Source organism: Streptomyces sp. NBC_00704, assembly GCF_036226605.1.
In the GTDB taxonomy this organism is placed as follows: domain Bacteria; phylum Actinomycetota; class Actinomycetes; order Streptomycetales; family Streptomycetaceae; genus Streptomyces.
In genome coordinates this window covers 629270-641621 of sequence record NZ_CP109000.1, presented here as the reverse complement: position 1 = coordinate 641621, position 12352 = coordinate 629270, and the positions used below count along the sequence as shown (strand labels likewise).

Annotated in this window: 13 protein-coding genes; 3 read left to right on the top strand and 10 right to left on the bottom strand. The window is 74.7% G+C overall.

The features are described 5' to 3' along the window. Positions 1-70: 70 nt before the first annotated feature. Positions 71-478: a nuclear transport factor 2 family protein gene (locus OG802_RS02680; RefSeq protein ID WP_329406783.1), complete on the bottom strand. Its 408-nt coding sequence runs from the start codon at positions 476-478 to the stop codon at positions 71-73. 77 nt (positions 479-555) lie between these two features. Between OG802_RS02680 and OG802_RS02675 the strand changes: the two genes are divergently transcribed. Then, positions 556-1119 carry a PadR family transcriptional regulator gene (locus OG802_RS02675; protein ID WP_329406781.1) on the top strand — a complete coding sequence of 188 codons (564 nt, stop codon included), beginning with the start codon at positions 556-558 and terminating at the stop codon, positions 1117-1119. A 5-nt stretch (positions 1120-1124) separates the two neighbouring features. Next, positions 1125-1928 carry a class I SAM-dependent methyltransferase gene (locus tag OG802_RS02670; protein WP_329406778.1) on the top strand — a complete coding sequence of 268 codons (804 nt, stop codon included), beginning with the start codon at positions 1125-1127 and terminating at the stop codon, positions 1926-1928. Here the strand turns inward: OG802_RS02670 and OG802_RS02665 are convergent. The 7 genes from OG802_RS02665 to OG802_RS02635 all read right to left on the bottom strand — a co-directional run bounded on the left by OG802_RS02665 (position 1909) and on the right by OG802_RS02635 (position 8079). Further along, entirely contained in the window at positions 1909-2664 is a 756-nt protein-coding gene (locus OG802_RS02665; RefSeq protein ID WP_329406776.1) for a GntR family transcriptional regulator, read from the bottom strand. The two genes, OG802_RS02670 and OG802_RS02665, sit on opposite strands and share 20 nt — an antisense overlap. Before the next feature lie 165 nt (positions 2665-2829). Continuing rightward, a complete protein-coding gene (locus tag OG802_RS02660) occupies positions 2830-3996 on the bottom strand; it encodes a serine hydrolase domain-containing protein (RefSeq protein ID WP_329406773.1) in 1167 nt (388 codons plus the stop codon). 269 nt (positions 3997-4265) lie between these two features. Further along, positions 4266-5234 (bottom strand): acetylxylan esterase, encoded by a 969-nt coding sequence (locus OG802_RS02655; protein WP_329406772.1) that lies wholly within the window; start codon positions 5232-5234, stop codon positions 4266-4268. Positions 5235-5320: 86 nt separating this feature from the next. Then, positions 5321-5908, bottom strand: a complete 588-nt coding sequence (locus OG802_RS02650; protein WP_329406770.1) for an Rv1733c family protein — start codon at positions 5906-5908, stop codon at positions 5321-5323. A gap of 132 nt (positions 5909-6040) precedes the next feature. After that, a complete protein-coding gene (locus tag OG802_RS02645) occupies positions 6041-6838 on the bottom strand; it encodes a ferredoxin reductase (protein WP_329406769.1) in 798 nt (265 codons plus the stop codon). Then, a complete protein-coding gene (locus OG802_RS02640; RefSeq protein WP_329406768.1) occupies positions 6831-7436 on the bottom strand; it encodes a sulfite oxidase-like oxidoreductase in 606 nt (201 codons plus the stop codon). The genes OG802_RS02645 and OG802_RS02640 overlap by 8 nt, the downstream gene beginning before the upstream one ends. Before the next feature lie 202 nt (positions 7437-7638). After that, a complete protein-coding gene (locus tag OG802_RS02635) occupies positions 7639-8079 on the bottom strand; it encodes a MarR family winged helix-turn-helix transcriptional regulator (protein ID WP_329406766.1) in 441 nt (146 codons plus the stop codon). 257 nt (positions 8080-8336) lie between these two features. Here OG802_RS02635 and OG802_RS02630 point away from each other — a divergent pair, with 257 nt between their 5' ends. Continuing rightward, entirely contained in the window at positions 8337-9176 is an 840-nt protein-coding gene (locus tag OG802_RS02630) for a putative protein N(5)-glutamine methyltransferase (RefSeq protein WP_329406764.1), read from the top strand. On the opposite strand, the gene OG802_RS02625 is transcribed toward OG802_RS02630, so the two are convergent. Together OG802_RS02625 and OG802_RS02620 are read right to left on the bottom strand one after the other, a co-directional pair. Next, positions 9169-9888, bottom strand: coding sequence for a hypothetical protein (locus OG802_RS02625; protein WP_329406761.1), 720 nt, complete (start codon positions 9886-9888; stop codon positions 9169-9171). The two genes, OG802_RS02630 and OG802_RS02625, sit on opposite strands and share 8 nt — an antisense overlap. A gap of 147 nt (positions 9889-10035) precedes the next feature. Next, positions 10036-12114 (bottom strand): SpoIIE family protein phosphatase, encoded by a 2079-nt coding sequence (locus tag OG802_RS02620; protein WP_329406759.1) that lies wholly within the window; start codon positions 12112-12114, stop codon positions 10036-10038. Between the last annotated feature and the right edge of the window lie 238 nt (positions 12115-12352).

Here is a 12352-nt window from a genome sequence, read left to right as displayed (position 1 = left end):
AGGTCCCCCGCGGGCCCCGCGTCCCGCGCGGGCGAGGCCCGGCAGCGAGGCCCTTCGGGGCCGCCGGTTCTCAGGAGGCGGAGGCCGACCGGGCCTCCGCCTCCCGGACGATGTCGTCGAAGCGCGCGCCCATCGCCGCCGCGAGCGCCTGCGCGCCCGACAGGGGTCGCACCATGACGGTCAGTTCGTCGATGAGCCCGTCGTCGTCGAGGTGGATGAAGTCGCAGCCGGTGAGCTGCCGCTCGCCGACCCGGGCGGTGAACACCAGCGCGTGGTCGCGGCCGCCGTTCCCGTCGAGCTCCCGCTCATAGCGGAAGTCCTCGAACACCTGCGACACCGCGCGCAGGATCGAGGCGGTGATCGCCTTGCCCGGATAGGGCTTGAACACGACCGGACTGGTGAACACCACGTCGTCGGCCAGCAGCGCCTCGACGGCGTCGAGATCGCCGGCCTCGACCGCCTCACGGAACGCGCGCATCGGATCACCCCATCGCAGACAGTAAATTTGTTGACTAGGTGCGGATGAGAATAATCATCCCCTGCTACCGTGTCCACATGTCCCTGAAGTACGCCGTGCTGGCCGCCCTGCTGGAGGGCGAGGCCTCGGGCTACGAACTGTCCAAGGTGTTCGACGTCTCCCTCGCCAACTTCTGGCCCGCCACCCCGCAGCAGCTCTACCGCGAACTGGAGCGCCTGGCTCAGGAGGGCCTGATCGAGGCCAGGGTGGTGCAGCAGGAACGCCGTCCGAACAAGCGGATGTTCACCCTCACCGCGGCCGGCCGGGAGGATCTCAGCTCCTTCGCCGCCGCTCCGCCGCGCAGGCCCACCGCCGTCCGGGACGAACTCCTCGTCAAGGTCCAGGCCATGGACGCCGGGGACCCCGGGGCCACGCGCGCGCTGATCGAGGAGCGGATGGCCTGGTCGCGCGGCAAGCTCGACCGCTACGAGCGGCTGCGCGAGCGCCTGCTCGACGGGCGCGGCGAGGACGAGTACCTGGCCGGGGCGGACCGGATCGGCCCCTATCTGACCCTGATGGGCGGCATCGCCTTCGAGGAGAGCAACCTGCGCTGGTGCGAGCAGGCCCTGGCGCTCCTGCGGCGGCGCGCCGCCGTAGGCTGACGCCGATGTTCAGCCCCGAAGGCCCCACCCTGCGCGAACTGGCCGTCCAGGCCCTGTCGTCCGTCGAGCACGGCTACGACCTCCTGGCGCCGAAGTTCGACCACACGCCCTTCCGCACCCCCGACTCCGTGCTCGAAGCGGTCGCCTCGGCCCTGAAGGACTCCGGCCCCTACGAGGACGGCCTCGACCTGTGCTGCGGCACGGGCGCCGGGGTGGACGTCCTAGCCGCGGTGTGCCGCACCGGCGTGACCGGGGTCGACTTCAGCGCGGGCATGCTCGACGTGGCCCGCGCGCGGACCCCCGCGCCGGGCCCGCGCGTGTCCTGGGTGCGGGCCGACGCCCGTGCCCTGCCGTTCACCGCCGCCTTCGACCTCGTCGTCAGCTTCGGGGCGTTCGGGCACTTCCTGCCCCGTGAACTGCCGGGTCTGTTCGCCGGCGTGCACGGTGCGCTGCGACCCGGGGGCCGTTTCGCGTTCCCCGTCCTCGCACCGCCGCCGCCTTCCTCCCCGGTCCACTGGATGCTCCTCGGCTTCGACGCGGCGATGCGCGTGCGCAACGCCCTGTGGCGGCCCCCTTTCGTGATGTACTACCGGGCCTTCCGGCTCGGCGAGGTGCGGAGCGCGCTGGAGGGCGCGGGGTTCTCCGTGTCCCTCCGTGCCCTGCCCGAGTTCGGCGCGAGGCGCGACGGAAGCCCGCGGGTGCGCCTCGTCGAGGCGATGCGGGCGTCCGACGCCGACGTCGTCGCGGACGCCGACGTGGACGGAGCGGCGGAGGTCCGGGCCGGGGGCGTCAGGCCGCCGGGAGGGTGAACGCGTAGACCAGTGCCTCGCGTCGGGCGTCCACCACCAGGTCGGTGATCTCCAGGGGGCGCGCGTACTGGTCGTGCACCTGCCGGGTCACCCGCATCGAGGGGGCGTCGTCGAGCGGGGTGATGAGGTCGCGGTGGTGCAGGGTCAGGCCGGCCCGGCGCATCCAGTCGTAGGCCCGTCGCAGCTCCGGTGCGGCGTCGCCGTCGGCGCGGTCGCGGTAGCGGGCCAGTTCCTCCACCTCGCTCAGCGCCACCGCCGAGAACGACGTGACGGCCGTGCGCCGCCCCCGGCCGTCGGCGCGGGCGGACTCGTAGCGGTGCACGAGCGTCGGCCGGTGCGGGGCCAGCCCCAGCGCCTCGGCGTGGCCGGGCGGGGGCGCCTCCCAGCTCACGGCCGCACGGGCCACCGCCGACGGATCGTCGGCGGGCCGCGCGCCCACGGGGAAGGCGAGGAACGACGGCGTGCCGAGCGGCCCGTCCGGCAGGGCCGCGTAGCTGCCCCGCCGGTCGGTCTCGACCAGCCCGTCGCGGCGCAGGACCTCCAGGGCCTGCCGTACGGTCTCCCGGCTGACGTCGTAGTGCTTCGCCAACTGCCGTTCGCTGGGCAGCCGTTCGCCGGGAGCGAGGGTGCCGTCACGCAGCTCGCCGAGCAGCCGCTGGGCGATCCGCCAGTACAGCGGCCGGTCCTCGGGGCTCGGATGGACGTGGTCGGTGGTGGGGATGGTGCTGCGGGCCATGCCGCGCGCCTCCTGTGAGTGACGTGCCGTGTTCGTGCGGACTCGGTGCGCCACCAGATCTAGCATTGGTCTAAACCACCAGGGAAGGGCGGATCGCCGGATCGGCCGAAACCGGTTTGCCCCGCACGCCCGTCCCGCCCCGTCGCGAGCGCGTCGCGCCCGTCCTCACAGCGAGCGGTAGACGGCGTCGACGAGCGCCGTCTTGCGGGGGTCGTCGGCGATGTGCGGCCCCATCCGGTTCATCACGTACCCCAGGGACACGCCGGCCTCCGGGTCGGCGAGACCGCAGGAGCCGCCGAACCCGTCATGACCGAAAGCGCGCGGGTTGGGGCCGTACGAGCCGTTGGGCCCGCTGAGCCACAGTCCCAGGCCGATCTCCGTCTCGTGGTCGAACCCGGCTCCCAGGACCAGGTCCCGGCAGGCGCCCTGTCCCTCGCGCACCCGCTCGACCGCCTCGCAGGACAGGACGCGATGCCCGCCGTACGCGCCCCGCCCGGCGAGGACGCCGTAGAGGGCGGCCACGGCCCGCGCCGTGCCGTGCCCGTTGGCGGCCGGGATCTCCGCGGCCCGCCATCCGGGCGAGTTGGCCTCGGCCGCGCCTGCCAGGGGGTTGGTCAGCGCGGCGACGGCCGCGGGCGCCAACCGGCCGAAAGCCGCCGCCTGTTCGCTCGACGGCGCGGCCGGCGGATGCACCAGCTCCGCCGCCCTCCCGGCTTCCTTCTCCGCGAGCCCGATGGTGAAGTCGACGCCCAGCGGACCGGTCACCTCCCGCTCCAGGAAGGCCCCCGGCAGCAGCCCCGACACGCGCCGGACGACCTCCCCGACCAGGAAGCCGAAGGTGAGGGCGTGGTAGCCGGACCGGGTGCCCGGCTCCCACCAGGGCTCGGTGGCCGCCAGGCGCGCGGTGGTCAGCTCCCAGTCGTAGAGCTGCTCCAGCGAGTGCGGTTCGCGCAGCCCGGCCAGCCCCGCGCGGTGCGAGAGCAGATGCCGTACCAGCACCCCCTCCTTGCCCGCGGCGGCGAACTCCGGCCAGTACGCGGCCACCGGGGCGTCGAGGTCCAGCAGCCCCCGGTCGGCGAGGACGTGCGCGCACAGCGCCGTCGGCCCCTTCGACGTGGACCACACGTTGACCAGCGTGTCCCGCTCCCACGCGCGCGTGCGCGCCGGGTCGGCCCAGCCGCCCCACAGGTCGGCGACCGTCACGCCGTCGACCGTCACGCTCACCGCCGCGCCCAGCTCGCCCCGGTCGCGGAAGTTCTCCTCGAAGGCGGCGCGCACCGCGGCGAACCGCGGGTCGCAGTGGCCGTGAACCTGGGGAACGTGCTCGGACATGGGCCCTCCGTGGTCCGCCGGAACGCGCGGGCCGCGAGAGTACGGCCCGGCCCTTGAACGTACCGACTGGTCGGACTGGAGGGAAGGCCGCGGGCCCGGATGCCCCGCGGTACCGCCCCGGGGCATCCGGGGCGGCAAGGTCGCGGAGCGCCCGGACCGCCCGGATCGCCCGACCGGCGGCGCGCCGCGTCCGCGGTGGCGCGCGTCGGCGGGCGTCGGGCGTCGGGCGTCGGCGTCAGGCGCCGGGGCGCCGGGCGCCGGGCGGCGGCTCAGATGTACGAGCGGAGCCAGCTCAGCTTGGCCGCCTCCTGGTAAGGGCCGCCGCCCTCATGGTCGTTGAACTCGTACACCTCGATCTGCTTGTCCGTGTGCGCCCACGCGTGGAAGGCGGCGAACACCGTCGAGGGCGGGCAGGTCTGGTCCTCCAGCGCGGCCGAGAACAGGGCCGGGGCCGAACCGCGGGAGGCGAAGTGGACGCCGTCGAAGTAGGACAGGGTGCGCAGCGCGTCCTCGGTGCGGCCGCGGTGCGTCTTGAGGAACAGGCCTATCTCCCGGTACGGGTGACGGTCCGTCAGCGTCGTCGCGCGGGGGAAGTCGCACAGGAACGGCACGTCCGGCGCGATCGCCGCAAGGTCGGGCACCAGGCCGCCCACGGCGATCGTGATGCCGCCGCCCTGGCTCCCGCCGACGGCCGCGGTGCGCGAGGCGTCGGTCAGCGGGTGCGAACGGGCCGCCTCGACCGCGCGGACGCCGTCCGTGAACACCCGCCGGTAGTAGTAGTTCTCGGGGGCGTCGATGCCCCGGGTCATGAAACCGGGGTACGAGGGCGCGCCGCCCACCGGGTCCGCGGTGCCGCCCCCGCCGCCCCACGCGCTGCCCTGGCCGCGGGTGTCCATGATGAAGTGCGCGCGGCCCGTGGACGCCCACAGCAGGTGCTCGTGCGGCAGTCCCCGTCCGCCGCCGTACCCGACGAACTCCACGACCAGGGGGAGCGGCCCGTCGGCCCCGGCGGGCACTGTCAGCCAGCCCTTCACCGGGTGACCGCCGAACCCGGCGAACGTCACGTCGTACACCTGCACCGTCGTCAGACCCGTCTCGACCGGCTCGAAGCGGGCGTCCAGGTCGTGTTCGCGCGCCTCCTGGAGGGTCTTGGACCAGAACGCGTCGAAATCCTCCGGAGCGACGGAGGCGCTGCGGTACTCGCGCAGCTCGTCGCGGGACAGGTCGAACAGGGCCATCGAGGACCACCTTTTGTCAATTGCCCATACGAATGATCACACCGTACGTGGGGCGCGGGAGGCGTCGCCAGAGTGCCGCGGACGCTTCAGGCGGGCCTGCGCCGGGTCCACTGCGGCTCGGTGAGCGCCCATTCGCGCTCCCACTCGGCCAGCCGGTGCCGCATCGCCACGCGGCGGACGGCGGCGTGCCCGAGCAGGACCGTGGCGGCCGAGCCGCCGGCCACGCAGATGCCCAGGGTGAGGGTGTGCTGCCACACCATCGTGTCGTTGGGCGGCGGCGCGACGCTGCGGCCGTGGCGGTCGAACCAGACGTCCACCACGTCTCCCCGGTGCGTGCCCGCCGGCACCCGGGCCGTCGCCGTGCGCGCGTGGCCGCCCGGCGGCGTCCACCGCACGCTCACCGCGACCATCTGCTGTCTGCCGCCCTCGACGCTGGGCACGGTCTCGGGCGGGCGGCCGACGACCTGCGCGCTCACCTGGTGCCGGTCCGCCCGCTGGCGGAGCGCGGCCGCCCGGGCGTCGTCATGGGCCCAACGGCCCGCGAGCGCCCCGGCCAGGGGCGCGACCACCAGCAGCAGCGCGGCGACGACCAAGGCCGTCCACGCCTCGACGACATCCGACCGGCGCCGCAGCGGATTGTCCCGCCGACGCCAGCCGCGCACCCCGCTTCGCATGTCGACCTCCTCGCCGTCACGCGTACGAGTGCCCACCGCAGGGAGGTAGCCCGTCCGGAGTACATCGTTTCACGCATCGTTCACGACGGCCCCTCGGCAGCCGCGGCGGCGGCCGCCTGCCCGCGGCCCGGCTCAGCCGAAGCGTTCGATCCTGATGCGGTCCACCGGCTGCCCGGCCGCGACCAGCAGCCGCGACGCGTGCTCGGCGAACCCGTTCGAGCCGCACACGTACGCCTCCCAGCCGCCCGCCGGTGGTCCGGCGAGCAGCGGCGCCAGGTGTGCGGCGCCGAGCCGCCCCACGGGCGTGCCGCGGGGCGCGGACCGGGTGAACACGCGTGTCGTCTCCGCGCCCAGTTCGCGCGCGTAGATCAGTTCCTCGGGGCCGCGCGCGGAGACCACGAGCCGCAGCGGCACGTCGAGCCCGCGCGCGCGGTGGTGGCGGACCATCGACATCAGCGGGACGATCCCGGAGCCGGCGCCGATCAGCAGGGCGGGCCGGTCGCCGGGCCAGGCGAAGAAGCCGCTGAGCGGGCCGCGCACCTCGATCTCGTCGCCCGGCTCGGCCGTGGTGTGGAACCAGCCCGAGACCTCGCCGCCGTCCACGTGGTCCAGCGTCAGCTCGATGTGCCCCTCGTCGTCGGGCGCGGACGCGATCGAGTAGTGCCGCTGCGCGGTGTAGCCGTCGGCGGCGGTGAGCCGGAGCATCAGGTGCTGGCCGGGCAGATGACCCGCCCAGGCCGGGGCCCTGAACCGGAAGGTGGACGCCCAGGGGGTCTCCCGGCGGATCTCGGTCAGTGTCACCGTCTGCCATGCGGAGGCGGCCTCGTCGGGCACGGGGATACGGCCCGGCACGGCGAACCGCGTCGCGGGCGTGAACGTCCCGGACGGGGGAGCGGCGGGCGGGGCCGGGGCGGCGGAGGTCTCAGTCACCGGAGTACCTCTGTTCCTCCCACGGGTTGCCCCGCGCGTGGTAGCCGTTCTGCTCCCAGAACCCCGGTTCGTCGTGGTCGAGGAGGCGCAGGCCCGCGATCCACTTGGCGCTCTTCCAGAAGTACAGGTGCGGCACCAGCAGGCGGGCCGGACCGCCGTGCTCGGCCGGGAGGGGCCGGCCGTCGTGGTCCCAGGCGATCCAGGCCCGCCCGCCGGTCAGGTCGGACAGCGGCAGGTTCGTGGTGTACCCGGTGTGCGAGTACGCCACCACGTGGGTCGCGGACGGCTCGGGCCGCACGGCGTCCAGGAACGCGTCGAGGCTGACGCCCCCGAACCGCATCCCGAACTTCGACCAGCTCGTGACGCAGTGGATGTCGCCCTCGTAGACGGACTCCGGCAGCGCGTGCGCCTCGTCCCAGTTCCATGTGCGGGGGGCCCGGACCAGTCCGTCGACGCGGAAGGTCCAGTCGGCGGGCGCCAGGTCCGGCGTGACCTCGGCGGAGAGCACGGGCCAGTCGTCGCCGGCGTCGTACTGGCCGGGGGGAAGCCCCGGGTCGGCGACGCGGGGGCGTCCGGTGAAGCCTCGGGTGACGTTCATGGGGTTCCAGCGTGAGGGCGGCGGATGGTCGTGCAGTCCACGGTACGTGCAAGTCAGGGGCGTCCCGCACGGGGTCCGCCCGTCGATCGCCAGGGGCGGGTGAACCCCCTTCCACGGGCGGGCGGTCGGGCGGACGGACGGGCGGTCGGGCCGTGGTCGTGGAGCCGGAGCCGCAGCGGTCTCTCCCGGATCGCGTCGCGGCTCAGTCGGCGTCCGGGGCGTGGCCGGGCCCCGCGTTGTAGCGCACGAGGTACCGCGCGAACCGTTCCAGGTCCCCGGGCGCCCACTCGGCCAGGCGCTCGCGGAAGGCGGTGCGACGGCTCTCGGTGACCTGCGCGAGGATGCGCCGTCCGGCGTCGGTGAGGTCGAGGACCTGGACGCGGTGGTCGTCCGGGTCCTGGCGGCGGGCGATCAGACCGGCGCGTTCCAGGGCGGCGACCTGCCGGCTGACGGTGGACTTGTCCAGCGCGTAGTGCGCGGCCAGGTCGGTGGCCCGGCAGCCGTCGCTCTCCTCCAGGTGGCCGAGCAGCGTGTACGACACCAGCGACAGCTCGGGGTGCAGCCGCCCCGCCGACGCGCGGGCCCGCCGGGCGAAGCTCGTCATCTCCCGCTGGATCGTCTCCACGGCATCGGCTGCTTCCACCGGTCCTCTCCTCCCATGTCCCCGCGCACCCCTCGGTTGCATAATACAACTGGAGCGGTCGGAGCTGTCATGAACAGGGGACGGGTGCTGCGATAGGGTGGCCGACGGCCGTGGAGGGTCCCGGTCGTGCGAGCCCTGGGAGGTGAGACCCATTACCGCTGTGTCAGGTCGGGTGCTCCCCCCTCGTGACGGCGTGGACCGCCGCGCCCCAGCGATCGCGTGAGCGCCCTTCGGCTCCCCGAAAGGCTCTCGGCTCCATGCCTCCCCTCACCCCTCCCGCCTCTTCCCCGTCCTCCGCGCGCCCTCCGTCCTCCGCGTGGCACGCGTCGTCCCGTGACACCCTCGTTCCCGCCCTGCGCGCCGCCGGGTGCGTCTTCGCGGAGGAAGAGGCGGAGCTGATCCTCGACGCCGCCTCCACCGCGGACGAGGCCGCCGCCATGGCACGCCGCCGTGCGCGGGGCCTGCCCCTCGAACACGTCGTCGGCTGGGCCGGGTTCCACGGACTGCGCGTCCACGTCGAACCCGGCGTCTTCGTGCCCCGCCGCCGCACCGAGTTCCTCGTCGACCAGGCGCTCGCGGCCGCGCCGCACGCGTCGGTGGTGGTCGACCTGTGCTGCGGCTCGGGGGCGGTGGGCGCCGCCCTGGCCGCCTCGCTCGGGCCGGTCGAGCTGCACGCCTGCGACATCGACCCGGCGGCGGTCGCCTGCGCGCGCCGCAACCTCGCCGGGTACGGCGGACACGCCTACGCCGGCGACCTGTTCGGGCCGCTGCCCGCGCGGCTGCGCGGCCGCGTCGACATCCTGGCCGCCAACGTGCCGTACGTCCCCAGCGACGAGGTGCCGCTGCTGCCGGCCGAGGCGCGTGAGCACGAGCCGCTCACCGCGCTGGACGGCGGCGGCGACGGGCTGGACGTGCTGCGCCGGGTCGCCGCCGGGGCGGCGCTCTGGCTCGCCCCCGGCGGCTGCCTCCTCGTCGAGACCGGCGAGCACCAGGTTCCGGCGGCCGTGGAGGCGTTCACCCGCGGCGGTCTGACGGTGCGGGTGGCGCGGGACGACGAGCGGTCCGCCCAGGTGATCCTGGGGACCAGGCTCAGGTAGCGGAGCCGCCGGCCGTGGGGCCGGGGGAGCGGCCGTGGCCGCCGCGGTCCCACGGCCCGTGGCCCGGGAAGCCGTCGCGGCGGTCGTGGCCGTCGTCGTTGCCGTGGTCATTGCCCTGATCGTCGTCGCGTCCGTGCTCGCCGAAGGAGCCGGACAGCACCCGGTCGGCCGTGTTCGTGTCACCGGCACGGGTTCCGACGACGAGGACGGTGTCGCCCTTCTTCGGCGCGGCGGCCCCGGACCCCGGGGCGCCGTCGGCGAGGACGCGTGTGTCCTTGCCCAGCGTCCACGTCCACGAGACGCCGTCCTCGCTCTTGACGGTGAGACGGGCGTCGTCCGCCTTCTCGACGGCGCCCCGCTGCCAGACGCGCACGACCCAGTCGCCGGTGCGCGGATCCTTGACGGTCGCCTCGCCGTGGGCCGCGTCGCCGCCGAGGCCGGACCAGGGGCCGCCCCGGCCGTGCCGTCCGCCGGGCCCCTCGGAGGAGGAGGCGGACGGCCCCGCGGACGGCGAGCCGCCGCCCGAGCCGTTCGACGTGGCGGCGTACGCGACGGTGCCGCCCAGGGCCAGGACGGCGACGGCCGTGGCCGCGACCAGCGCCCGCGCGCGGGCGGAACGGCGAGTCCGCGGATCCCGTTCCCCGTACGGCCCTTGCGGGCCTTGCGGCCCTTGCGGTCCCAGCGGTTCGTGCGACTCCCGCGGCTCCTGCATGGCGGCTCACTCTCCTCGGCGACGAACGGCTCCGCTCCTGTCACGCCTGTCTGCGATTGTCCGGGGCGCCGGTTAAGGAAGAGGTAACGGGAACCTGTGAAGCGGTGCGCCCACCCGTTCCTCCCCGCGGCTCAGCCGCTCGGCTGCTCAGCCGTCCGGGTCGCCGGGGGTCAGCGCCCGTGCCACCAGCAGCGCGACGTCGTCCTGGTTGTCCGGGTGGTGCAGCGCCCGCAGCAGCAGGTCGCACAGTTCCTCCAGCGGCCGGGCGGGATCGTCGAGCAGGGCCAGCAGCGCCGCCAGACGCTCGTCGAGGGAGTGGGTGCGGGTCTCGACCAGCCCGTCCGTGTAGAGCACCAGCTGGTCGTCGGGGGCGAAGTCGACGTCGGTCGTGGAGAACGCGACCCCGCCCACGCCCAGCGGCACGCCGGTCGGCAGCTCCAGCAGCTCCGGCGGGCGGCCGGGCCGTACCCGCACCGGCGGCAGATGCCCGGCGTTGGCGATCCTGCACCTGCCGAGCGCCGGGTCGTGGACGGCGTACACACAGGTGGCGATGGAGTGGTCCAGGCCCTGCGTGATGCGGTCCAGGTGTTCCAGCAGCACCGCCGGGTCCAGGTCGAGGGAGGCCAGCGTGGTCGTCGCCGTGCGCAGCCGGCCCATCGTGGCGGCGGCGTCGATGCCGCTGCCCATGACGTCGCCGACGACGAGCGCCGTCTTGCCGTCGGGCAGCGGGATGACGTCGAACCAGTCGCCGCCGACTTCCGTGGTGGCGCCCGCGGGCTGGTAGCGGGAGGCGACCGCCAGGCCGCCGGTGACGGGCGGATGGCTCGGCAGCAGACTGCGCTGGAGGGTGAGCGCGGTGGTGCGGGCGTTCTGGTACCAGCGGGCGTTGTCGATCTGCACGGCCGCGCGGGCCGCCAGTTCGCGGGCGAGCAGCAGGTCGTCGTGGCCGAACGGCGACGGGTTGCGGGTCCGCTTCAGGTCGAGGGCGCCCAGCACCTCGCCCCGCGCGATGAGCGGCACGGCCAGATAGGAGTGCACCTTGGCCCGGGCGAGCAGGGCCGCCGCCTCCGGCGAGCGGGCGATGCGGGCGAGGTCGGCCTCCTCCACCCGTGTCAGCATGACCGGCCGGCCCGAGCGCACGCACTCGGTGACGAGCCGGTCGGGCGCGTAGCGGGCCACCTCGCCGGGCTGGTCGGCCGCCCGCAGCGCGTCCGGCTCGTCGTCGGCCCGCACCGCGAGGGCGCGGATGACGGCGGGTTCGGCGGGCCCCAGACTGGTGCGCCGGCCCGCGACCACCGCGTCGAGCAGATCCACCGCGGCCACGTCCGCCAGCTCCGGCACGGCCACCTCGGCGAGTTCGCGAGCGGTGCGCTCCAGGTCCAGGGTGGTGCCGATGCGGGCCGAGGCGTCCGCGACGAGCGCCAGCCTGCGGCGCGCCGTCTCCGCCTCGACGTCCGCCCGGTGCCGGTCCGTGACGTCCCTGACCGAGACGGCGACGCCCAGCACGGTGCCGCGCGCGTCCTCCAGGCGGTACAGGGAGACCGACCAGGCGTGGTCCTTCTGCGGGTCGGCCGGGGTGCGGCCCGCGGAGAAGCGGTCGACGAGCGGTTCCCCCGTCCGCAGCACCTGGCGCGCCGCGTCCTCGAGGGCCTCGGCGTCCAGCAGCGGCAGCACCTCGCGGACCGTGCGCCCGAGATGCCCGGCGGCCGGCACGCCGTTGATGCGCTCCAGCGCGGGGTTCACCGACAGGTACCGCAGATCGGTGTCCAGGACCGCGAGGCCGTTGGGTGACTGTGCGACCATCCGGGTGGCCATGGCGACGTCGCGTTCCAGTCTGCGCACCGTCGTCTGGTCGGCGGCCAGCCCCAGGGCGTAGACCTCGCCCCGTTCGTCCATCAGCCGCATGTTGCGGAACTCCACCAGCACGGTGGAGCCGTCCTTGCGCCGGATGGGGAACGCCCCGGCCCAGCTCCGGCCGGTGGCCATGACGTCGGCGAACAGCTTCACCACCAGGTCGACGTGGCGTTCGTGGACCATCACCCGGGCCGCGTACCGGCCGAGCGCCTCCCGTGCCGTGTAGCCGAACAGTTCCTCGGCCTGGGGGCTCCACAGCGCGATACGGCCTTCGGTGTCGAGCACCACCGAGGCCACGTTCAGCACGTCCAGCAGCCCGCTCGGCCCGGTGGGGCCGCCCTCGCCGGCCGCGGACGATCCGTCTGCGCTCATGCCACGCACCGCCTCCGCGCTTCGCTGCGGCACGCCTTCCCCCATGCCGTCTCCCCTGTTCTCTCGCGCTCAACCCATTTCCGCCGGGCCCGGACATCCGTCTCCATGGTCCTCCAGTACGGCCCGGCGCGCCGTTCCCCTCAGGGTCCGCTCCCGTCCAATCCATTGGTCTGTACATGACCACAATGGCGGGCCAGACTGTGCGCCGAGCGCGCCCCACCCCCCCGTCACGAGGAGT

Coding starts and splice junctions, on each gene's coding strand:
- OG802_RS02680 (WP_329406783.1), bottom strand. CDS start 478: ATGCGCGCGTTCCGTGAGGCGGTCGAGGCCGGCGATCTCGACGCCGTC.
- OG802_RS02675 (WP_329406781.1), top strand. CDS start 556: ATGTCCCTGAAGTACGCCGTGCTGGCCGCCCTGCTGGAGGGCGAGGCC.
- OG802_RS02670 (WP_329406778.1), top strand. CDS start 1,125: ATGTTCAGCCCCGAAGGCCCCACCCTGCGCGAACTGGCCGTCCAGGCC.
- OG802_RS02665 (WP_329406776.1), bottom strand. CDS start 2,664: ATGGCCCGCAGCACCATCCCCACCACCGACCACGTCCATCCGAGCCCC.
- OG802_RS02660 (WP_329406773.1), bottom strand. CDS start 3,996: ATGTCCGAGCACGTTCCCCAGGTTCACGGCCACTGCGACCCGCGGTTC.
- OG802_RS02655 (WP_329406772.1), bottom strand. CDS start 5,234: ATGGCCCTGTTCGACCTGTCCCGCGACGAGCTGCGCGAGTACCGCAGC.
- OG802_RS02650 (WP_329406770.1), bottom strand. CDS start 5,908: ATGCGAAGCGGGGTGCGCGGCTGGCGTCGGCGGGACAATCCGCTGCGG.
- OG802_RS02640 (WP_329406768.1), bottom strand. CDS start 7,436: ATGAACGTCACCCGAGGCTTCACCGGACGCCCCCGCGTCGCCGACCCG.
- OG802_RS02630 (WP_329406764.1), top strand. CDS start 8,337: ATGCCTCCCCTCACCCCTCCCGCCTCTTCCCCGTCCTCCGCGCGCCCT.
- OG802_RS02625 (WP_329406761.1), bottom strand. CDS start 9,888: ATGCAGGAGCCGCGGGAGTCGCACGAACCGCTGGGACCGCAAGGGCCG.
- OG802_RS02620 (WP_329406759.1), bottom strand. CDS start 12,114: ATGAGCGCAGACGGATCGTCCGCGGCCGGCGAGGGCGGCCCCACCGGG.